The 21,575-nt window shown below is 59.8% G+C and carries 25 protein-coding genes; 11 read left to right on the top strand and 14 right to left on the bottom strand.

What is annotated here, in order from left to right:
* Window positions 1-39 precede the first annotated feature (39 nt).
* From SJQ66_RS25220 to SJQ66_RS25230, 3 genes are read left to right on the top strand one after another with little or no spacing between them, the layout of a single operon-like run.
* A complete protein-coding gene (locus SJQ66_RS25220; protein ID WP_320534677.1) occupies window positions 40-345 on the top strand; it encodes a hypothetical protein in 306 nt (101 codons plus the stop codon).
* A complete protein-coding gene (locus SJQ66_RS25225; protein ID WP_320534678.1) occupies window positions 342-2,516 on the top strand; it encodes a DotA/TraY family protein in 2,175 nt (724 codons plus the stop codon). Before SJQ66_RS25220 ends, SJQ66_RS25225 begins: the two co-directional genes overlap by 4 nt.
* A gap of 9 nt (window positions 2,517-2,525) precedes the next feature.
* Complete coding sequence (locus tag SJQ66_RS25230; RefSeq protein WP_320534679.1) at window positions 2,526-3,047, top strand: hypothetical protein; 522 nt, start codon at window positions 2,526-2,528, stop codon at window positions 3,045-3,047.
* Window positions 3,048-3,241: 194 nt separating this feature from the next.
* Here the strand turns inward: SJQ66_RS25230 and SJQ66_RS25235 are convergent, their stop codons facing one another.
* From SJQ66_RS25235 to SJQ66_RS25270, 8 genes are all read right to left on the bottom strand, one after another.
* Window positions 3,242-3,901: a hypothetical protein gene (locus SJQ66_RS25235; protein ID WP_320534680.1), complete on the bottom strand. Its 660-nt coding sequence runs from the start codon at window positions 3,899-3,901 to the stop codon at window positions 3,242-3,244.
* Between the two features lie 101 nt (window positions 3,902-4,002).
* Window positions 4,003-4,257 (bottom strand): hypothetical protein, encoded by a 255-nt coding sequence (locus tag SJQ66_RS25240; protein ID WP_320534681.1) that lies wholly within the window; start codon window positions 4,255-4,257, stop codon window positions 4,003-4,005.
* A 79-nt stretch (window positions 4,258-4,336) separates the two neighbouring features.
* The gene (locus tag SJQ66_RS25245; RefSeq protein WP_320534682.1) at window positions 4,337-4,606 is read right to left on the bottom strand and encodes a hypothetical protein; all 270 of its coding nucleotides are present in this window, start codon (window positions 4,604-4,606) and stop codon (window positions 4,337-4,339) included.
* Window positions 4,607-4,672: 66 nt separating this feature from the next.
* A complete protein-coding gene (locus SJQ66_RS25250) occupies window positions 4,673-4,936 on the bottom strand; it encodes a hypothetical protein (RefSeq protein ID WP_320534683.1) in 264 nt (87 codons plus the stop codon).
* Between the two features lies 1 nt (window position 4,937).
* Entirely contained in the window at window positions 4,938-5,231 is a 294-nt protein-coding gene (locus SJQ66_RS25255) for a type II toxin-antitoxin system RelE/ParE family toxin (protein ID WP_456153917.1), read from the bottom strand.
* Window positions 5,219-5,491: a CopG family ribbon-helix-helix protein gene (locus SJQ66_RS25260; RefSeq protein ID WP_320534684.1), complete on the bottom strand. Its 273-nt coding sequence runs from the start codon at window positions 5,489-5,491 to the stop codon at window positions 5,219-5,221. The genes SJQ66_RS25255 and SJQ66_RS25260 overlap by 13 nt, the downstream gene beginning before the upstream one ends.
* Window positions 5,492-5,570: 79 nt before the next feature.
* On the bottom strand, window positions 5,571-7,247 hold the full coding sequence (gene traI, locus SJQ66_RS25265) for a TraI/MobA(P) family conjugative relaxase (RefSeq protein ID WP_320534685.1): 1,677 nt from the start codon (window positions 7,245-7,247) through the stop codon (window positions 5,571-5,573).
* The gene (locus SJQ66_RS25270) at window positions 7,244-7,552 is read right to left on the bottom strand and encodes a plasmid mobilization protein (RefSeq protein WP_320534686.1); all 309 of its coding nucleotides are present in this window, start codon (window positions 7,550-7,552) and stop codon (window positions 7,244-7,246) included. Before SJQ66_RS25270 ends, traI begins: the two co-directional genes overlap by 4 nt.
* A gap of 73 nt (window positions 7,553-7,625) precedes the next feature.
* Here SJQ66_RS25270 and SJQ66_RS25275 point away from each other — a divergent pair, with 73 nt between their 5' ends.
* From SJQ66_RS25275 to SJQ66_RS25300, 6 genes are all read left to right on the top strand, one after another.
* Window positions 7,626-8,126, top strand: a complete 501-nt coding sequence (locus tag SJQ66_RS25275) for a hypothetical protein (protein ID WP_320534687.1) — start codon at window positions 7,626-7,628, stop codon at window positions 8,124-8,126.
* A complete protein-coding gene (locus tag SJQ66_RS25280) occupies window positions 8,123-8,410 on the top strand; it encodes a hypothetical protein (RefSeq protein WP_320534688.1) in 288 nt (95 codons plus the stop codon). The genes SJQ66_RS25275 and SJQ66_RS25280 overlap by 4 nt, the downstream gene beginning before the upstream one ends.
* A 28-nt stretch (window positions 8,411-8,438) precedes the next feature.
* A complete protein-coding gene (locus tag SJQ66_RS25285) occupies window positions 8,439-9,203 on the top strand; it encodes an SEN1982 family lipoprotein (protein ID WP_320534689.1) in 765 nt (254 codons plus the stop codon).
* 36 nt (window positions 9,204-9,239) lie between these two features.
* Entirely contained in the window at window positions 9,240-9,767 is a 528-nt protein-coding gene (locus tag SJQ66_RS25290) for a PAAR domain-containing protein (RefSeq protein ID WP_320534690.1), read from the top strand.
* A gap of 293 nt (window positions 9,768-10,060) precedes the next feature.
* The gene (locus SJQ66_RS25295) at window positions 10,061-10,501 is read left to right on the top strand and encodes a nuclease (protein WP_320534691.1); all 441 of its coding nucleotides are present in this window, start codon (window positions 10,061-10,063) and stop codon (window positions 10,499-10,501) included.
* Between the two features lie 5 nt (window positions 10,502-10,506).
* A complete protein-coding gene (locus SJQ66_RS25300) occupies window positions 10,507-11,616 on the top strand; it encodes a type VI immunity family protein (protein ID WP_320534692.1) in 1,110 nt (369 codons plus the stop codon).
* Between the two features lie 130 nt (window positions 11,617-11,746).
* Here SJQ66_RS25300 and SJQ66_RS25305 read toward each other — a convergent pair whose 3' ends face one another.
* The 3 genes from SJQ66_RS25305 to SJQ66_RS25315 form a co-directional block, all read right to left on the bottom strand.
* A complete protein-coding gene (locus SJQ66_RS25305) occupies window positions 11,747-12,070 on the bottom strand; it encodes a hypothetical protein (protein WP_320534693.1) in 324 nt (107 codons plus the stop codon).
* A 52-nt stretch (window positions 12,071-12,122) separates the two neighbouring features.
* Window positions 12,123-12,719 carry a hypothetical protein gene (locus SJQ66_RS25310; protein WP_320534694.1) on the bottom strand — a complete coding sequence of 199 codons (597 nt, stop codon included), beginning with the start codon at window positions 12,717-12,719 and terminating at the stop codon, window positions 12,123-12,125.
* A 327-nt stretch (window positions 12,720-13,046) separates the two neighbouring features.
* Window positions 13,047-14,144 carry a site-specific integrase gene (locus tag SJQ66_RS25315; protein ID WP_320534695.1) on the bottom strand — a complete coding sequence of 366 codons (1,098 nt, stop codon included), beginning with the start codon at window positions 14,142-14,144 and terminating at the stop codon, window positions 13,047-13,049.
* 351 nt (window positions 14,145-14,495) lie between these two features.
* On the opposite strand from SJQ66_RS25315, the gene SJQ66_RS25320 reads away from it, so the two are divergent.
* On the top strand, window positions 14,496-14,867 hold the full coding sequence (locus SJQ66_RS25320) for a DUF4089 domain-containing protein (RefSeq protein ID WP_036006764.1): 372 nt from the start codon (window positions 14,496-14,498) through the stop codon (window positions 14,865-14,867).
* Window positions 14,864-16,345: an AtzE family amidohydrolase gene (locus SJQ66_RS25325; RefSeq protein ID WP_024901461.1), complete on the top strand. Its 1,482-nt coding sequence runs from the start codon at window positions 14,864-14,866 to the stop codon at window positions 16,343-16,345. Before SJQ66_RS25320 ends, SJQ66_RS25325 begins: the two co-directional genes overlap by 4 nt.
* 88 nt (window positions 16,346-16,433) lie before the next feature.
* Here the strand turns inward: SJQ66_RS25325 and SJQ66_RS25330 are convergent, their stop codons facing one another.
* From SJQ66_RS25330 to SJQ66_RS25340, 3 genes are all read right to left on the bottom strand, one after another.
* Window positions 16,434-19,127 (bottom strand): sensor domain-containing protein, encoded by a 2,694-nt coding sequence (locus tag SJQ66_RS25330; protein WP_253464925.1) that lies wholly within the window; start codon window positions 19,125-19,127, stop codon window positions 16,434-16,436.
* 225 nt (window positions 19,128-19,352) lie between these two features.
* Window positions 19,353-20,783: an IS1182 family transposase gene (locus SJQ66_RS25335; RefSeq protein WP_224028112.1), complete on the bottom strand. Its 1,431-nt coding sequence runs from the start codon at window positions 20,781-20,783 to the stop codon at window positions 19,353-19,355.
* Between the two features lie 220 nt (window positions 20,784-21,003).
* Window positions 21,004-21,462: a hypothetical protein gene (locus SJQ66_RS25340; RefSeq protein WP_024901463.1), complete on the bottom strand. Its 459-nt coding sequence runs from the start codon at window positions 21,460-21,462 to the stop codon at window positions 21,004-21,006.
* Window positions 21,463-21,575 lie beyond the last annotated feature (113 nt).

Raw genomic sequence — 21,575 nt, forward strand, 5'->3', positions numbered from 1 at the left:
GAATACATACGTATGTACGTACAAATACAAGGAACAAAAATGCCAAATCCCGATGAACAAGAAGTCGCCACACAACTGGCGCTGAAGCGGTGGTTCCTCTTTCTCGCCCTCGGGTCGCTCTTCGGCGTCGTCACCGGGCGACTTTTTCAACCACTTGTGTGGTCGATCCTATTGGTCATCACAACAGTCCTCGCCTGGTCCGCGGACGAACGGCTGTGGCGCGCACGCCACCCCGACCGGCCGTGTATCGACTACTACCGACGGCGGTTCTGGTGGGCCCGCATCGTTGATCACGAGATTCGGTTCTGGTGGACCAAGAGCGACCAACGGGAGGAACAGCAATGAACCGCATCAAGATTACGCGCGCCTTTTTGCTGCTAATCGTCGGCTGCTGGATGTCCATGCCGGCGTTCGCCGAAGGTACGACATTCGGTGAGATCACGCAGGCAGCGCAGCGCTCCGGCGACAAGTCGCGCCAGGCGCTCGTCACCATCTACGGAAACGTCGTCAACAATCCCTTTGCGACCGGCGGTGCCGGCGGCAGTGACACGATCCTCGCCAGCATCTTCCAAGTCGCGAACGGTGCGCTGCTGGTCATTGGCGCGTTCTTCGCGTGCTATGTGATGTTCCGGAAAGTGTCGCAGACAGCGCACGACGGTGCCGTATTTGACCGCGAAAAGCACACTATGTGGGGGCCGCTTCGGATCGTATGGGGTCTCGCGTCGCTCGTGCCGACCGCAAACGGCTGGTCCCTCTCACAGTTGCTGATGCTTTGGGCCGCGTCGGTGATGGGTGTCGGCGTGGCAAACATGGGCGTCGACGCTGCCGTCAAGGCGTTTAGCGATGGAAAGGGAATGGTGCTGCAGCCGGTCATGCCGAGCACCACCGAGTTGGCCCACAAGATTTTCGAAATGGAGCTTTGCCGCCACGGCATTAACGCGGGCTTGGCCACGGCGTCTAGCGAAGGAGCGTTGGTTGACGATAGCGGCTACGTGCAGACGCAATCGACGGATACCGGCTTCATGCTCGCTAACAAAAGCTTCGCATGCGGAGGTGCCAACGTCGATCCAAATCTCGAATCCCAGCCGAGCTCGACGAACTGGTTCTCGAGCACGATCGATGTCACAGAGATCCGCAGAGCTCACCTCCAAGCGCTCTCTGGCATGGAAAAATCGCTGAGCACCGCAGCGCGCGAGTTCGTCAATGCCGTGACGATGCGTAGCACCGACGGCAGCAGCACGGTCACCGACGTCGAAGTGGCGATCCAGGCAGCGGCGCAGCAGTACGAAAACACCGTCAATTCAATCGCAGCGACGAAACAGGGCAACATTGAGGAGCTCGCCAGCCAGCTCGGGGCATCCATCAAGGACGGTGGGTGGTGGACACTCGGCGCGTGGTATCAGACCTTTGCTGCGGCCAACACGAAGCTTTCCGATGCCGTAGCCGGCAAAGCAACGACATTCGGTCCGTCGATAGCCGGCGACCCCGCCGTGATGAGTGTCTACACGACTGCTTTGACTGCGTATCAGGCGCAACAGGGCCGGGCAACGACGACGCACGCCACTCCACTCGGTACGCAGCGACAAGACGACGGCGGCAACATCCTCGCGAAGCTGTTCAGCTCACCGGGTCAAGCACTGACGGAGGCAATCACCTACATCAACGACGGTGGCGAATCGCGCGGTCAAATCAACCCGCTGATCAAGATGAAAAACCTTGGCGACCACCTCACTGGCGTCGCCGAAATCGGTCTTGCCGGATACCTGACGGCCAAGGGTCTCGAAGCGACCAGCGAAAGTTTCAGCATCGCAGGTTTGGCATCACGGGTAGCCGACGCCAGTGGCGCGATCAGCTTCGTCAAAGGTGCATTGGATGGAGCCGGACCGATTATCATGATGATCATCATCGCCGCACTGCTGCTGGGTCTCGGTTTGTCAACCTACCTGCCGATGGTGCCATTCGTTGTGTGGTTCGGTGCGGCAGTGAACTGGCTCGTCGTTGTCGGGGAAGGAGTGATCGCGGCTCCGCTATGGGCGATCACGCATTTGGGCGGGGAGGGCGACGGCGTGGGCCACAAGACCGCCCACGGCTACATTTTCCTTCTTGAGATGATGGTGCGTCCCATCCTCATGGTGATCGGTTTCTTCCTCGGAGGTGCGGGGATCATCGCCGGCGGAACATTGCTAAACGAGTTGTTCGGCATTGCCCTTGCAAACGCGCAGTTCGACTCGTTGACTGGTATCGGTTCGATCTTGGCGTATTGTGCTATTTACTTCTCGATGTGCCTCAACCTTGTGCATAGCTGCTTCAACTTGATCTTCCTCGTCCCGGACAAGGTGATCAACTGGGTGGGCGGCGGCGCGCCAGCGATGATCGGTGGCGACCACAGCGAGAGAACCAAGGCCGCGCTCAATACCGTGCTGGCAAAATTCGATATTCGTCCGTCTGGCAGAGGTGGCAAACGCCCGCTGGGTGGGACAAATCCTTCATCCAAGACTGATGGCATGAGAGAATAGGAGAACGCAATGCGATTGCTGAGACTTGCATCAGAGCTGTTCTATATCGCGACATCCGTGCTGGCCGCGCTCCCGGCATTCGTATATTCGGTATGGGGCGGCAGATTCCTGCACTCAGGCGCGGCCCTTGTGACAATGGTTGCATATGTCGCTTGGGTCGCGGGCGGTCTCCTGCTTCTATCGAAATGGCGCCGATCGCGCGACAGCGACATGCGAAAGCTTATCGCGTCGATTGCACCGAGCTTCCGGCCGCAAGTCGAGCTTGTCGACTACCTCAACACGCGGTATGTCGGCCTTGATACCGTGACAGGCAAAGCGGTTGTCATTGATCGTCAGAAGAACGTCGCAAAATGCGAGCCGCTCGCCTACATTCAAAGCGCCGAAGTTAGCGACGCCGGCGACGCAATCCATTCCGCATTCACGTTCAGCTTCCGGGACTTTGCCAATCCCTCGATGCAGATCCGCGTCAACAGGCTTCGAGCCGAAGATACCGGCGCTCGTATTCGCTATGCCTTGGAGCACGCCGCATAGCGGCTGGATAAAATCAACCCACCGGGCCTGTCGGCCCGGTTTTTCCATATAAGGTTCGGGCCGACCTCGTGCAACGCAAAGATTTCACGCTCAGCCAATCCATGCCGGCATTGCTCAAACCCCGCCATCTACCACATCGCCTGTTGCGTAGTGCAGTCAACGCTCTAAGCCATGACGGTACGACACGCGGTCCACTACGGCTCATCCCGCACCAACGTCGCGATGGCCGCGACATGGTCCGAATCCGACACGACAGGGCAGTGGGTATAGCCAAGGTCGATCAACGCATACAACCGATGGCGGCCATCCGTGATCTCAGTCCGGCCACGATCAAAGGAGAGGTACGGCATGTAAACGGCCTCACCCAAAGTAAATTCTTGATGGACCCGTGCGTACCGATCCGGCCGAAAAGTCTCCCTGTTTCGTTCAGAAGGATTAGCCGCCCAGATGGAGTCGCCCTTCATCGCGGTGCTGAGAAGCGCCAGGTTAACTTCGATTACGCATGAGATAGGATCGCTGGTCGCCGTGACTTCGAAGTTCCCGTAGATGCGTCGCGCCTTCTTCTCACGCGACCAAAAATAGTCTTCTAGTGCCAGTTCCGGCCCTGGCCCAGAATTCCATATCGAACCAAATCCAGCGTTGGCACATAGCACCGCCCATGCCGAATATGGAATAGGTGATACATTGCCCAACCAGTTCTCCACGTGACTGCTGTCCGCTAAGCCGAGAAGTGCCGTCGCACCTTCCGCAGACAGTTGACTCACTTCGATCACCTGTCGGATTTCCTCGCCTGTTGGGATCGACCACGAATCCGCCCGCCAGAAGCAATCCATCGGGATCCGGGGGATCGACATATGCATTCCTCCATCTATGGCCTGCAATCTATATCGTGTTGACACCGGCCACGGCGGCCGGCGTCAACACGGCGGCCGTGATCGACAGCAGCCGGGCAATTTCAGCGTACATGCGGCTTTCCAATCGATCTGAGATGGGTGATCATCCGCGTGTTGTTGCCGATCGACGTCGACGGAAAACCGCCGTTCTTCCGCAGCTCGTCGACGTGTTCGGGCGAAAAACCCATGTCGACCAGAGCAGCGTCATCGCCCTTCGCCAGCGCTTTGTTGGCCGCACGCATGAGGGCTTTCGCCGACTGCATGCGTGCGATTTCGGTCCGGATTGCATCCGGGCTGATAGGATACTTAGTGGCCATGCCATCACCTCTTGTACAGGTGGTGTTGTGGAAGTCCCGTCCGGGTGCGTCAACACCTGGGCGGGTCGCCTGACCCGGATCAGGTAGGGGGAGCCTCCTGGTCCGGCTTCTTCTGCTCGCCGAGTTCGACGAGAATTTCAGGTTGCAGCTCGAGCCGGCCGGCGTAGACCAGTGGCGTGGCGCAGCGGGTGTAATCACCGCCTTCGATGCGACGCTGCAACACCGCTCGTTGGGTCGCCATATCGGCTTTCACCTGGTTGTGCGATACCCACTCCGTTTTCGGGTCGTCAGCCTCCTGCAGGCCCTGGTGGACCTGTCTCTGGAACCAAGCGTCGTAATCGTCGCTCATCGCTCATGGACCTCCCTGCGGTTATCTTCACTCATTGCCGTTCTTGATCCGTGCTTGTAGCTCGGCTCACTTCTTGGCAAAGAAAGCTCGTGCTTCTTCGTCAGATACCGATTCACGGGGGTAATCAAGGCTCTCTTTGACCTTATCTCGAAACCACTGGTCGTAGGCTGCCGCGTCGGCAAGCAGCTGCAACGTAGGCTCGTGTCGAACCGTGACCCATTCCAGAATCAGGCAGTAAGCCTGCAGGGGCGACAGCCCTTGCTCGGCCAGAATGGCGGCCGCCTCGTCATGGAGGACAGCAATTCGGGCGCTGGCTTCGTCGTCAGTCACCTCAATACCCCGCTTCTTTCTGATGCCGAAAGGCCAGCACGTAGACGGCGTCATCTGCCGGTTCGTACCGATACAGGGCCACATAGCCCGAGTCGCCGAACGGGATGGCCAGCTCCCGCCACACCGGATTTTCGGGAAAAGGGCGGCCAACGGCCGGCGTCGTCTCCAGCAACAGAAATCGCCGCTCGATCGCCTGAGCTGCGCGTCGAACGGCCGTCTCGCTCTTGTCGGCCAGAAAGCGCCGGCAGCGTTCCAATCCCTGACCGGCGCGGGGCGTGATAATTACGTGTGGCACTCAGGCAGCCCCGTTTCATCGTCCGTGCCCCACGTTTTCAGCCAGGTGCGAACCTCTTCACCGGTCAGGTGCAGGCCAGTTTCCTGGTAGTGCGCCCACGAAGCCGCTGCTTCCTGCTTGAAGCTTTCGCGCGCTTCCTCGCGCTCGACGTACTGCTTGATCGCCTCGCACATGATCCAATGCGGCGACCGATCGCGCATGCTGGCAAGGTGCTGTACGCGGCTCTTCAATTCGTCCTCGATCTTGAGTGACGTTGCCATATGTCGGCCCTCCACTATCAATGGGTGATACCTAGCGATACTATAGTCCTGCGCCCCCTCGTTGTCCACGCGGGTGCAATTACGACATCCGGCGGGGCGAGCGCTTCGGCGCGCCGTCGACCGGTCGTCCGATCTGGCCAGCAGCTTGACCGCGCTGCGCAGCCAGACGGTCGCTCTCCTGCCGTATGACGGCCTGCAGCTCCGGGTTGGTGATCACGAAGCCATACCGGGCCGCCAGACGGGCGCAGCGGGCCTTGTAGGCCTGGCTACCAGTCACCTGGAAGGTTCCCCACTTCTCAGCGCTGAGCTGCAGCGCGGCCAGAATGGCGGCTTCGTCGGCTGCGTCATGCACATCGATCCGGTCGCCCCGATCAACGAACGCTGGCGAAACCCGGCCGGCCAGATGGTAGGCCACGCGATCGCCGCGGATCTCGGCCACGAAGTCGCGCAGGTCCTTGCGGCGTTGAGTCTCAACTGGATTGACTCGTATATCGCCGACAATCCGCGCCGGGATCTCGTCGGGCTCGTGGTCGCGGTAGCGCCACTGGTCGGCCGCCTCAGGCGACAGCTCGCTCCTGATCCAGTCCTCGTAGCTCGGAAACGGCCGGAAACGCTCCTGGAAGCGTCGGCGCTCCTCGCGCTGCCGGTCCTGCATCCGAAGACGCATGGCGGCCTGATCGGCCGCCAAAACGCTGCGCCGTGCGTTCAATAGATCGCCCTTGCCGCGCCACGTGCCGGCCGTCACGCTGCCCCGCTCGGCGCGCTGTTGTTTGTCCACCCCCTGCCGCTCGAGCTCGTGTTTCTCGCTCAAACGGGTCTTCGTGGCTTCCTTGGCCTGGTAATGCGCGCGACGCGCGGTGATATATTCGGCCCAGCGCGGCGCACTGGCCTTGATTGGTTTGGCCTGAAGGGTAGTTGAAGCCTCCGCCGGCGCGGTCGGCTGGAACTCGCCCAGACGCTTCTGCAGGGCGGCCAGCGTCGCGCCACGATCCGCGCTCGAGGCCTTCACCGCCACGTCGCCGATCCAGATGATCGCGCCGCTGCCCTTGCGCTCGTAGCGAAAGCCCTGCGCCTGCAGGCCGGCGTGCAGCTCGGCCCAGCTCGCGGCCGCGCGAATGATTGGCGCAGCGGTCTCGATGGCGATGCGTTCGGCGGACTGCTCGCCCGTCCGCACCTCCATATCGCGCCGTTTCTGCGATGGTGCTCTAGGGTTGCTGGAAGCCTCCCGGATAGCCTCGCCGTTGGCGTCGACTTTGTAGCGGGCATTTTGCTCGCTCGACCAACCCTGGGCGGCTTCGATTTTGGCGATCGCGCGGTGGCCAGCTTCTTTGTCGAAACCCTTGTTCGGCTTGATGACTTTGAGCGTATCCGGATGCACTCGGTTCACCGCAACGTGCAGGTGCATGTTGTCGGTGTCCTGGTGCAACGCATACAGCGCCTGGTGCTCGTCAAGGCCCAACTCGGCGAGCAGGATCTTGACCGCTTGTTCCACCTGCGCTGCCGTCGGATATTCGCCCTCACGCCAGCTCAGGATGTAGTGATTGATCGGGTTCGCGCTACGCGGGGCATCCATCGCCAACGCGATCATCTCGCTTTGCTGGCCGACGTGATCGTCGCAGAGGAACCCACGTGCGCCGGTGTACCCGACTTTTTCGTGCGGCTTGGTTTTGGCTGGATCGCGAATGTAGTCAGTCAGATCGCGAACATGCTTCGCCTTCGACTTCACGCGGTCCGCCGGCACCTTCTTGAAGATCATGGTTGGCTCAGCTTCTTGATCTGCCCCGTGATCTCCACGAGGGCCTGCGCAGTCTCGCGGCTGTAAACGCCGTCCGTCGTGTTGTGGATGTGTTTCAGCAGGCCGCCAATGCGGCGCAGCTCCCGCACCATCACCATGTCGGCGTTGGCAACAATGGGCCGCCCGAAGTAGCGACGGCGCACGAGCTCAGAAACACTCACGCCGGCGAGTTCAGCGTCGTCACGCAAACGCGTCTTCTCGTCCGGCGTTAGCCGCACGGCGATTTTCTCGGTCAGCGCCTCCGCGCCTTTCACTGCGAACGGCATAGCCGGTCCTCCAATAGGCGCTGCGCGCCGGTCAACGGGTCCAGGGCGGCGCCCTGGCAGGATGAGCCGGCCTGTGAGAAGCGAAGCGCCGAACGGGCTGGCGTCCCTTGGCGGCACAGGAACGAAGTTCCATGTGTCAGACAAGGGCCATCCTGTTACACTCAACCGTGGTGCAGATGGTATAGCACGTCGCCGTTTTAAGCGATACCATTCAGGAAGCTTGAAACGTAAGACGAAATCGTATTTCGCCGACATTTCGCCGGCATCCGAAAAGCCAACAGCAATGACAAACGAAAAAAGGTTCACGGTCGGCCAGGTGAAAGGGATGCTTGCCGAGCTCGATGCCGAGTTTCCACCCCTCACAAGCGAGCAAATCGAGGCCAACAAGGTCAGTGAAAAACGCAGGGCAGCGGACAGAAAAAAGCAGGAAGACGTGGCGATTCTCCGCGCCGAGCTGGAAACTTTGAAGGCACGCGGAATGTCGATGGAAAGAATCAACGAAGTGCTGCGAGGTGAACGCCTCGATGAAGCTACGCCGACGCTTCGAAAGTACCTTCAGGAAACCCGACGATGAACATGATGGATCGAGCCGGCAGCGTCCTGGCCGGCGCTTTGACGGACGATCAGCTAAGCGATCTGCAGCTTGCTGAAGACCTGATCGACACGATGTTCAGCATCGTATGGAAACGCATCCTGAAAGGGCGCGCGGAGCGCGAGCCAAATGCAGCATCCATCGAAGAGCTGCAGAAGATCCTGAGACGGTGCAACGACGATCGCCGGCTGCTCAGATGGCATCGACAAGATACGGGCGCAATGCAGGCGATCATCGATCAATATACGGTCGGAGTGCGACATTAATTGGCGATGCACTAAGCATTAAAAACTGATGGTATTCAAACCGATTGACAGACGACAGCAAGTTGCCTGTGCAGGCAACTATGCGGTACATTTTCGGCGGGCCCATTCCGCTGATGAAATGAAAAACGATTTCATGAAAAAATCTACTCTCTCCTCGCTAGCACTCGCCGTTCTTCTCACCGCCTGCGGTTCTTCTAAAGACGCGAACAACAGCAACTTCGAAAAGGCGATCAACACACATCTGGCGAAAACCTGCGTTTCGATCAAACCAGGCGGTTTCATGGTCGGCAACGCATATCCGATTGCGATCGCGCTCGAGTCACCGAATAACTACCGCAGTCAGCAGCAAGCCGACAAGCTAAACACCGACAACACCCGCCCTCTTGACGTGCTCGTGAAGGCCGGTCTATTGAACGTCAAGGATGGCACCACGAAGCCTTCGCGGACGTTTGTTGCTACCCCCAAAGAAGTGCCAGCGAAGATCTACGACCTGACGGATGACGGCAAAAAGGCCTTGGCTAACCCCAATGGCAAGGGCACGGATTTGTGCGCCGGCCACTACAAGGTGGATGAAGTGGTGAGGTTCACACAGCCTTCGAATGCGCTTGGCTCCACCATGTCGGAGGTGTCATATACGTTCAGCACCGTGGACGTGCCGGCGTGGGCGAAGTCTGACGAAGTGCGCCAGGTCTATACGGGACTCGCCTCCCAGCTCGCCGACCACCAGAAGGGCCGCACGATGCTCGTGCTGGCAAGCGACGGCTGGATCGAAGCGAGCGACTTCGCGAAATAACGTGACGACCTGATAGATCCAACAGGCGATTTGCATATGGGTTTTGCATTTATCCGCGAGGGCGACACGACCTCGCACGGCGGGCGCGTGCTCGCCTGTGATCCGAGCAATACCGTCGACGGCAAAGCGCTAGCGCTGCTTGGCACTATGGTTGCATGTCCTAGGTGCGGCGGGATATTCCCCATCGTCAAGGTAAAGCGCGAACTCAATATGACGTTCGGTGGCGTCCCAGTCGCATCCGACGGCGACATGACTGCGTGCGGCGCGACCCTGATCGCATCGCAAAACACGGCAACGGCCTCCCCAACGTCGGGAGCGGGCGCCCCGGTCGGCGGCGGAAAGAGCGTAATCGCGCAGCGCGACGGGGCCTATCGCGGACGCTTCCAACTCGTCGACGACAAGACACGCGAGCCGCTGGCGAATCACCCCTACACCGCCACCTCTTCCGACGGCCAAACGATCCAGGGCACGACAGACGCCAGCGGCCACACGGATTGGCTGAACAGCAGCCAATCCGCCTCACTCACATTCAGTCACGACAGCTCCAGCACGGGGCCGGCATGACCGGGTACTCGGGCGGATCGGCATCGGGCGGCTCAAAGCCCGGCGGCCAAACTACCGTGGTGGGGGCCAGGAGAGGCTTAACGCCGGCCGACAAGGCCATGCTTTGCCCCATCATGTGTAAATGCAACTCGATGGGTGTATGGACGCGTGGCGGCGGTCGCCTTCAGCGCCAGCGGTGCGTCAAGGAACGGCTTGACGCGGAGAATGCTAGATCGGCCGAGGCGACCGGGGAAAAGACACCGTACGTCCCCGAAGTCAGCTACGACATGACCAAGGAGCCGCCGTCGCCAATCATGTCCGACGCCGATCCTCTGGTGCCGCACGACAACCTGTTGGACTATATTCGCAACAGTTGGCCGGGCAGTATGGCCGGCTACCTAGAGGGGAAGCGGGCCGGAAAGATACAAACTCGCCGACCTGACGTAGTGGTCGTAAACGACCCCTCACAGCCGCCAGTACAATCGAACATTCGAGCAGTCGTCGAAATGAAGTTCGACGACGATTTCGGCCCCGGTCAGGAAGACGCCTATCGACGGATTGCCGGCGACGACGGCAAATATGCCCCGCTCGGCCGCGCCGATTGTGGATGTGGGGATGAGAAGCGTGAGAAACAGCCCGCTCGATCGGCAAAGACGCATTCCGAAACCGAAGAGCTTTTCGGCGACACCCCGAGCGGGTTGAACCGCACGCCCCTCGGTTTGCCGCCAGCCCCATTGCCCATTCCGATCCTCTGAAGGCCATGACGAAAGACGAACTGATTGCGTGGGCCAAAGATCCGCAGCGGCAAGATACCCTGCCATTCGGCCTGTACGAAGAGCCCTACCAGAAGGGGATCGTGGGCGCTGCGCTCGTCGTGCGCGGTGTACTGTACTTCAAGGGCGGATACACCCCCAAGGTGCGGCGAGCGCTCGTCCAGTGCTACGACCATTACCTCACGGCGATCACCGAGTACGAGAAAGCTTCCGCAAAGGAAGCCGGAATCGAAGTACCGAAAGTCGGCCCGATGCGCTGGTTCTACGAAGAGGGCGCAAAGCCTGTCGCCTTCGACAAGACGCCGGGATTCCCGCATTTGGCGAAAGATCTGCCAAGCGAATCGATCCTCGTTTCCTCGACGACGAGCGCCGACCACAAGCTCGCGGCAGGTTTCTACGAATTCTCTGTCTTCTGCCTCGAGGACTGGCAAGCAGCGATGGGTACCCGCGGCCTCGACGTGATGGTGTTCACGGTACCTCGTCGGTTCCTGCAGATCAGCCCAGGCACGTTCGAGAAGCTGTTCGCCGAGTTTGCTGCAGCCGTGCCGACCGTCCACGGGCATGCTGGCTACGGAGTGAACGTCCCGCCGATGGGTCGTCGGCCGAACGAAGCGAGCGAATATTTCTGGGGACGCCTGTACGGCCCCGGCATCGACCTCGGCGATCCGATGCGGACTGGACTCCGCGACCTGGTGGAGAAGATCAAAACCGTCGACTGGCTGGTCGCGCTGAATGCCGACCTCGTTCAACGAGCGGGCGGCGCTGATAGTCTGATGCTCCCGCCAGACTGGTACCGAAAGACACCGTTCGGCGATGGCGGCCTGATCATTCAGGCCGGCGTAGATCCGGTCGCCGGCGTCGCCTTGGGAAAGGGAATCCCGCCGGCGCCTCCCGCCGCGTATGTGCTGCTGAACCATGCGTTGCGCGCGATCGTCGCCGACAAGATCAACAGCCTGCAGAGCGGCACCGCGAGCAGTACCGCGCCGCTGCTCAATACCAGCGTGGCAAGTGAGACATGGTTGCAGCGCTTCAACATACCCGACGACGAGATTAACGAGTACTGGGTTGAGCTGCACAAAACGCCGAAACTCCCTTAGCCAGGAGCCCACCCCGCCGGCGGCTCATCGAGATGACACTGCCGCCTGCGGCTTATATGCAGTAGTAGTAATAGTAATAACGCTACTATTACTACGACCCGAAAAATTCTCAACCTAATCAGGACGCGATTTATCGGCCTTGGCGACCACCCTCGCCAGCTCGTTTCTGAGCCTTGTATCCATCCCATGCGATTTGCAAGCCAACTGCGATAACCGTGACCACGAAAGCACCACGCGCCAAAGCCTCGAACTGCATTCCGTCGCTCACGTAGCCCAGCATCACGGCGCAAAGACCGATGCAGGTGTAGGAGAAGGTGCGCATCCGCCGCCAGTAATATCGCGCGAGGAAAAGCCAGAACAAAGCCAGACATCCCATAAACGCAACGACAACAGAGGTAGAAATATCAAGCTGCATACCAATTCCCTTTTGGATCATGTCCAAGATTCGAGGCATTTTGATACTCGAACCATATTACGCCGAGCACCTTCAACTATTCGAAGTTGATTCAGCCGTTACGCGCATTGTCGTCCAACATATAGATGGCCCCCTCGACCAGCAACCCGGTCTTCCGCAGAAAATCAGAACCGACCAGCATAGGCTTGTAAGCAATGCCATTGAAGCTGTTGGCAGGTCCAGCCAACACGCCACCGTGCCCATTCGGCATCTTGTTGAGCACGGCAATGGTGGTAGCAAGTGCCACGTCGATCACTTCCATGCTGGGCAACGTCAGCCACGCGTGGAGATTCACGGTGCCAACGGCGTGACCGTCCTTGAGCTTGCTGGCAATGAAGCCGTCGTCGAATTTGAACATACCCCTCTGGGTGCCGTCGTCAATCCAACCAAGGGTAAATAGGACCGGACATTTGAGCCATTCCTGTATGACCGGGACCAGTCGGAAATGAATGGCCATGCACTGCGCCACCACGTCGTGAAAATCGAGATCGCCGAGGCCTCGCTGCACCACGTAGGGAAACTCGGCCAATTGGGCATCCCCCAAGTAACGGCGCGTGAGCAGCACCTCATGGCTGGGGACTTCAAGGCCGAAGCGTTTGGTCCGTTCGACCGCAACGGCCCATTCTGCAGCGTAGTCGCTTGAGGTCATCGATACTCCTGGTGGGATTGTCGCGTTGGGATTCGACAGTTTAATGTGAATTTTCAGTCTTCTGAAAGCTTCTCGCGGATCAAGCGACTCGTCGGTGTCGGCGATATACGAGTGGATCGCCTCCTTTTCCACAGCCAGACGATGGTAGAAAAAGGTAGAAGAAAGGTAGAGGCTCCGTCGCGGTCGCGAGAGCCTTTCCCAGCAAGGCTCGCCGCACAAGGCGCGGAACGCTATCCCGAGAAACCGGAATGCTATCCCGACACCCCGGAATGCTATCCCGATGGAGGCGGAACGCTATCCCGATTCCTGATCGCGGTTGTCCACAACCTAATCCAGCTTCTTCGCTAGATCCTCAGCACGAGGGTGGTAGTAGCGCTTCAGCATTCGTAAATCACGATGGCCGGTCACGGCCGACAGCTCCAGCACGTTGGAGAGTTTGTCAGCCAGCCGCGACGCCGCCTCATGACGGGTATCGTGGAAATGCAAGTCACTGAGAAACCCGGGAAGAGGTTTCTTTCGGGCTTCCTCGCAATCCGCGGCATATTGCTGCTGGGCTCTCTCGATCGCTCGCGTGAACCCCTTCCGAAGCGCCATTGCGGTCGTTGCAAAGACGGGGCCGATAGCGCGCTCATCAGTTCCGTCGGCGACATACGACGGTAGCGCCTTCAAGATGTTGGCTGCCCGTGTCGAAAGCGGCACCGTACGCGCGTCTCCATTTTTTGTATACGGCAAGTGCGCGGTACGCCGCTCGATGTCGACGTTCTCCCATTGCAGAGACAGTAGCTCGCCGCGTCGCATTGCCGTTTCGAGGGCAAGCTCAACGAGTGGTAGTAACCACTGATTTCGCGCGCCTTTGCCGAAAGTTCCATCCTCACGCCGCTCACCACCTGTGAGCGCGGCAAGCAGATAGCGCTCCTCTTCGGCCGACAACCGGCGCTCCCGTGCGCGCGCCTGCTCCGGTCGCTTCACATACGGTATCGGATTCTCGACGTGAATCCCCCATTCGCGCCGCGCATGGTTCAGCGCCGCCGAAAGCACGTTCATTTCCCGGTTGACGGTTGCGCCCGCCACTTCTTTAAGTCGGCGATCACGCCACTTCGCCAACGCGTTGCTGTTGACGGCGGACATCTTCAAATCGACCAGCGCCTTGTCGCGGAGCAGCACATTGATCTTGATGGACTCGATCTCCGCCGATTTCTTGAGAGGCGTAACATCTTTCTGGTACCGCCGGAGCACGTCTCCAAGCGTGTTTTTCTCGGCCTCCCGCCGATCAACAAACCCAGAAGTCTCGAGTTCGCGCTCGATGGCCCGCACCCACTTCTCGGCGTCCTCTTTGTACATGAAGGTGCGTGATTGTTGCGGGAACCCCTTCCGCCGCACCTTAGCCTGCCACTGCAGCTCCCCACGCTTGGTAATCGTGCCCATCCATCGCTGTCCCAAATTTGTCCCAAAAAATACTACGACGACCGCACACACACCGTCAAATCTATATTTTATTGTACCTTCACACGACAGGGGTCACAGGTTCGAACCCTGTACTACCCACCAGAATTAGCGATGACAACCGATTCGTCGCAGAAACAAGGCCCCACGATACATATCGTGGGGCCTTTTTCATTGTGCCGACGCACACCGCGACATGCCTCCTCCCGGCGATGACTTGTCTTCAGCGACATCGAATTTTGATACGCGGCCGGCAACGACTATGATGCGTACCATGGTTGCATAGCAAATCGTGGCAGGAACCCCTGTCACGCCGACGATTGCCGGAAGCCCATGCCGATGATGCCTCATTCGACGTCCCGATCTTCCTGGCCGACGGAAACGGTCACCCCTGACCCCACCGTGCCACTCGGCACACCCGGTGCGCGCCTTGAGCATGCCCCTGACGTGAATACGCCGCCGCCCCGCGCAGTGCTGTCTGCCGAAGCGCTTGAGGCATATATGGAAGCTGCCGCTGTCACGCTCGGCCTGCCGATTGATCCCGCCTTTCGTCCCGGCGTGCTCCGCTATCTCGATATTGCCGCGACGATGGCACGGCAACTCGACGCCATCCCGCTTTCCGAGCGCGACGAACCGGCTAGCCGGTTCGAGCCCGTCGCCGCGGTACCTCGTCCCGCGAGACGCGACCCGACAGGTGCGGCATGACAGGATCATCGCTTTCTCCCGCGACCCAACTGTTCCTGGGTGACGCCACTGGCATGGCCGCGGCGGTACGACAAGGTGAAATCCGCGCAAGCGATCTTGTCGAGACGGCGCTGACACGCATTGCGCAGACCGATGGCGCCTTACGCGCTTTCACGACGGTCGTCGATGCACGCGCCAGACAGCGCGCGAGCGAACTCGACACCCTGCGCGCACGCGATCCCGATGCGTTAGCACGCTTCCCCCTCGCCGGCGTACCCTTTGCCGTCAAGAACCTGTTCGATATCGCCGGTGTAACGACGCTCTCCGGTTCGCGCATCGAAGCCTCTCGCCCCCCCGCCGCCAACGATGCGCCGCTGGTCGCCGCATTGGAAGCGGCCGGTGCGATACTTGTTGGCGCCTGCAACATGGATGAGTACGCGTATGGCTTCACGACGGAAAACTCGCACTACGGCGTCACACGCAATCCTCATGATATCGATCGGATTGCCGGCGGCTCGTCCGGCGGTTCCGCTGCCGCCGTCGCGGCAGGCCAAGTCCCGTTATCGCTGGGGTCCGATACCAACGGGTCGATCCGTGTGCCTGCGTCGCTTTGCGGCACATTTGCGCTAAAACCGACTTTCGGCCGTCTCCCTCGCACCGGCACCTATCCGTTCGTCGACAGCCTCGACCATCTCGGACCATTTGCACGCAGCGTGCGCGATCTGGCGTTGAGTTACGACGTGATGCAGCGCGCGCCCGCGACGGGCGACGGTGGCTGCGCCGGACGCGCGGTCGAAACGACCGCGGAGCAAGTACTGTCGACACTTGCCGGCCATGCCGGAAACGACATCGGACGCGGCGATCTGCGTATCGCCATGTTGAACGGCTGGTTCCGAGAGTACGCCGAGCCGGAAAGCCTCGCCGCCGTGGACCGCATCGCCGAGGCATTGGATGTCCATCACGCCGTGTCATTGCCCCTGGTCGAGGCAGGGCGCGCGGCGGCGTTCCTGATCACGAATGCCGAGGGCGCCGCGCTGCACCTGCCCGATCTGCGCACGCAACCGGATGCGTTCGAACCCCTGTCGCGCGATCGCTTCCTTGCCGGCGCGCTATTGCCCGCGGCCTGGATACATCGCGCCTATCGGGTACGCCGCGTGTATGCCCAGGCCGTCGCAAGACTGCTTGGTGATTACGACATCCTGCTGGCGCCGGCCACGCCGCGGGTCGCCACGCTTGTGGGCCAGGAAATGATGGAGGTCGGGTATCACACGCTGCCGGTTCGTGCAAACATGGGTATCCTGACGCAACCTATTTCGTGCATCGGTCTGCCAGTCTGCACGGTGCCGGTGTGGCACGCGCATCCTACGCTGCCGATAGGCGTGCAAATCATCGGCGCGCCGTGGCGCGAGGATCATGTGCTGCGGGTAGCCGCGACGCTGGAAAGCTTGGGATTGGTACACGCGCCCGTTGCGACACCGCCGCGCCAACGCGACGCCTAGCGCATGACGCCACGCTGGATGCAGCGGCCACCAGCACGCCCGCCAGGTCAGCATCCGACGCGCTTCCCGACGCCCAGCCCGGGCTCGGCTACGCGGTAAACCCACGCTTGCCGGATGTCGCGTCACCGTGGCCCGGAACGCGCACGGCGTTCAGCCAACGCAGCACATCCGCTGGCGGCATCGGACGGCAGACAAGAAACCCTTGCAGCTCGGTGCAGTGCTCTGCCAGCAAGGTCTCCCGCTGCGCCTGTGTCTCAACGCCTTCCGCGATCGTCGCCATTCCGAGGCTACGGCACAGACTCATGACCGATCGCACGATGGCCATCGATTTCGGATTGCGGCCCAGTTCCTTGATGAAACTGCGGTCGACCTTGATCCGCGTGAATGGGAAACTCTGCAGCAAGCTGAGGGACGAATAACCGGTGCCAAAGTCGTCCATCGCCACCCCGATTCCCATCGCCCGCACTTCCTTCAAAATCTGGCGCGGTATCTCCGCATTTTCCAGCAGTGCGGTCTCGGTGATCTCCAGTTCCAGCCGACACGCGGGAAAGCGCGACTCCTCCAATGCAATCGACAAGGCGCCGATAAATTCGTGATACAGCAGTTGCGACGGCGACACGTTTAGACTCAACCGCACGTCCTCAGGCCAGGCCATGGCATCCATGCAGGCGCGCTTCATGACCCACGCCCCCAGCTCATGCATCATTCCACGCTCTTCGGCCACCGGAATGAATTGCGCGGGCGCCATCACGCCCCGCCGTCGGTGACGCCAACGCAGTAACGCCTCACATGCGGTCACGCGCCCCGTGACCGCATCGATGATCGGCTGGTAATGCAACGTCAGCTCATCGCCGCGCAGCGCACGCCGCAGGTCGTCCTCGATCTCGTTACGGGTGCGCAGCGGATCGCTCATGCCTGGTTCGTACAGGCAGAAACGATTGCGCCCTTCGCGTTTCGCCTTGTACAACGCCAAATCCGCCTGTTGCAGCAGATGATCGGCATCCGTCGCGTTGTCCGCGTGCAGCACCACACCGACACTTACTCCGATGCTGATCTCGTTGCTGGCAATCTCAAAAGGATGGTCCAGTTGATCGATGCAACGTTGCGCCAACGCCCGCGCCTGCGCCACCGTCCGGCACGACGTGGTGACGATGGTGAATTCGTCGCCCCCGAGCCGCGCCAGTTGCTCACCCGTGCCGAGGATGTTGAGCAAGCGCTGGCTGACCGCTTTCAGTAACAAATCGCCGATATGGTGTCCAAGCGAGTCATTGACGGGCTTGAAACGATCCAGGTCCAGATACAAGAGCGCGAAACCGGCGCGCTCGACACCAGTGGCGTTCAGCAAATGATGGATACGATTCTGAAAACTGGTGCGGTTGGGCAGGTTCGTCAGCGTGTCGTGATGCGCCAGATGCTGGATGCGTTGTTCCGTCATCCGCTGTTCGGTCACGTCCTCGACCGTGGAGACCCAGCCGCCGTGCGCCAGCATCCGCGTACTGACCGCGATATGGCGCAGCCGGAACAACAACTCCAGCTCCATCGTCTCGCGAATCCAGCTGTCCCGATCCGACAACGACACGGTCAGTTGTCGCAGATGCTCGGCGGCCTCGGGCTGCTCCCACAGTGGCACGATCTGCGAAATCCGTTCCACGACCGTTTCAAGCGACATGCCCGCCGTCAATGCGTCGGGAGGCAATTCGAAAATATCGGAGAAACGGCGGTTCGACAGCACCAATTCGCCACGCTGGTTGAACAAGCATAAGCCCTGACGCATATTCGTCAGCGCCAGATTCAGGTTCTGGGAAGTGGCCGCCAGTGCGTTGGCATTCTTGCGTTGTTCGGAGCAATCGCGCGTGATCTTGGCGAAGCCGAATAGCGCGTCGTCATCGTCATAGACCGGCTGGATGACCACGTGCGCCCAGAAATGGCTGCCGTCCTTGCGCACGCGCCACCCTTCGGCATCGAATTTGCCAACGTGCCGCGCCGTGTCTATGCCCAACGCGGGGATGCCTTTCGCCTGATCCTCCGGCGTATAAAACATTGAAAAATGCTTGCCGACGATCTCGGCCGCCTCGTAGCCGTTGGCCCGTTCGGCGCCCGCATTCCAGCTCGTAACGATACCACTCGGATCGAGCATGTAAATCGCGTAGTCGGTGATCCCTTCGGCCAGCAAGCGGAACCGTTGCTCCTGCTCCTGCGCGCGGATGAGCAGATGGTGCAACTCCGTGCAATCACGCGTCACATTGGCGAAACCGAACAACGCGCCATTCGCGTCGTAAATAGGATCAATGACCGCGTGCGCCCAAAATTTCGAGCCGTCCTTACGCGCGCGCCAACCCTCGGCCTGGAATTTGCCTTCGTCCCGTGCGATCCGAAGATTCGATGCGGGAAGGCCGTTCACCTGGTCTTCGGGCGTGTAGAGGCAACCGTAGTAGCAGCCTATGATTTCTTCGGCGGTATAGCCCTTCGCACGTTGCGCACCGGCATTCCATGTACGGATTCGCCCCTCGGTGTCCAACATGTAGATCGCGTATTCGGCGATACCCTGGATCAACCGCTGATAGATTCCGCCGTCCGACACGGTATCGACAACCACACCGGCACTAGCGTCGTGCGGCTTGGTCGCCGCCCCTCCGTCCACTGGCTCACCACGCACACCCTCCACCCCGGACGACGCGGTCTGAGGCGAAAGCGATACGGCGGCAGATGCGGATGGGTATGGGCGAGTGTCGGCAACACCGGGCGCCGCGGCGTTTTCAACGACCTCGTCCTGACCTTCCATGTCGACTACGCGTGGGACACTCTGCGCTGGGGACCGCTGCAGACGACGCACCGGCGGAGCGTGGGCGAATCGTCATACGTTTGTTTACGGCCCAGACTGTGTCGAAACGGGCGGCCACAAGAAATAACGAAACCGGTCTCATCGGACGTTGCAGCTTTTCGATTGCGACAAGCCGAACGAAACCCGGCGAACAGATTGCAAAGGTTCAACAACCCCATGCGGGCATCACGCCCGCATTGCTGTCATAAGCGTTTCTGAACCGAGTAACCGGATCACTCGCTTCATGTTGTACGCCAGCACGTGCAAGCTCATTTCAGTGCTCACTCGTTCGATGGTCCGCGTGAGGAAATGAGTGGCCCCCATCCATGCCTTAATCGTGCCGAAGGGATGCTCGACTGTCTCTCGCCGGGTACGCATTATCTCAGGAGCATGATCAAGTCGCGCCTGCATTTCCTCAACAAGGGTCTCGTGCTCCCAGCGGGTCATACGCCGCTCAGTGCCCGGCGTACATTTCTCTTTTAACGAGCACTGCTGGCAATTCGAACTCCAATACTTGCCGAGCTTCAGAGCACGCTCTATGGTCCAGCATCGCCAGATGAGCCGCTCACCGGCCGGACACCGATATTCGTTCGTTTCCGGGTTGTAAATAAAATCATCCCTGCTGAAACGGCCATGCGCCGTGGCGGTTGATGTCACCGTCTTTGCCACGAATACGGTGATGCCAGCTTCGTGGCATGCAAGTATCTCTTCGCTCTTGTAGTAGCCTCGATCCGCGATCGCAGTGAGTTTGCCTACACCCATTTCCGTTCGGGCAAGCTTCGCCATCGACGTCAGTTGATCACGATCAATGCCGTTGTTAGTTACCTCGTGCGCGACGATCAAATGGTGTTTCGTATCCACTGCCGTCTGGACGTTGTAGCCAACAACTCCGGTCCCACGCGTCTTCATTGAACGCGCGTCCGGGTCGGTAAGCGAAACCTGCTTGTCAGGTGTCGCGTTCAGTCGCACCTCGATCTCCTTGAGGCTTCGCATCTGCTCCTTCAAGGCCGCAATCTTGTCTTGCAGTCGCTCTGTCCTGACCTTCGCGACTGCCGGCTCCTGACGATCCGCTGTGTCCATTGCCTCGAGATAGCGAGCGATACTTGACTCGATGTCGCGCATGCGTCGTTCAAGCTTCGCGCTCGTGAAGTTACGGTCGCGGTGGTTCACCGCCTTGAACTTGCTGCCGTCAATCGCAACGATCGCTTCGGCGAAGAGGTCCAGACGCTGGCACAGCACGACGAACTGACGGCAGACGCTACGGATCGCTTTGCCGTTGTCTTTACGGAACCGCGCAATGGTCTTGAAGTCTGGTGCCAGGCGGCCCGTAAGCCACATGAGTTCGACGTTGCGCTGAGCCTCGCGTTCAAGGCGGCGGCTCGACTGAATACGATTCAGGTACCCGTAGATATAGATCTTGAGCATCACCTCGGGGTGATACGACGGCCGACCAGTCAACGCTGGTTCGACGCCTTCAAACCCAAGCTTACGAAGATCAAGCTCATCGACAAAGACATCAACTACGCGCACGGGATTGGTGTCCGTCACGTAGTCATCGAGCGCTTCAGGAAGGAGAGAGCTTTGTGTACGATTGTCGCCTTGAACGAACCGTTTCATGTTGCTCATCCTCGCTTTCGGATGGCAAATTTTAACGCATCCAAAATGCGTTTTGACACAATCTGGGCCACATCCCACACTTCTTTAACGCTTTTTGATGCACAAAAGAAGAACACTGGCACATCACTGAAACGGCACGCAAGGTCTCGGAAAGCTCCGTCAACACTCGCATACGGTTCCGTACCATCTCAAAAATAGACCGACCGATCAGTCTGGCGCATCAACCATTACGCATCGATGCCATGCGCGGCTGGGCCACCATCACGTCCGAACGATCACCCGCATGTCCGCGTTCGCCAGCGATCGGCTCGTTCATCGCGTCATCCAGTTGCTGTTCGCGCAACCACCGGTCGTAGGTTGCGGCGTTGGCATATGTTTGACGTAAAGCCATCGCGCGATCCGGACGACTACGTCGCTCCGTCTCGGCCTGCTCCGGCTTCCAGCCGCCCAGCGAAAACTGCCCTACCTCCAAACCCAGACGCATGATGACTTCCAGCGCCTTCATCGGGTTACGAAACGCGCGCGGCCGCCGGCGATTCGATGTCACCAGTACAGCCGCTCCCGCATTACGCGTCTCCAGTTCTACAAAGAACGCCGCACCGTCCGCGCGCAACATCGCTGACTCGATGCCACCGGAGAGGACGGCTACCTTTGCCTGGGACAGATCCAACATCTTCATCGCATGGCTCATCGCATACCCCTTCAGAATAAAAAGTAAAACATTCCGGATCAACGAGAAGTCGTTGCCGTAAAACGTGCTGAAAAAACAGGTACTGCTCGATGCTGCATGGC

Source organism: Robbsia andropogonis (genome assembly GCF_034047095.1).
GTDB classification, from domain to species: Bacteria; Pseudomonadota; Gammaproteobacteria; order Burkholderiales; family Burkholderiaceae; genus Robbsia; species Robbsia andropogonis.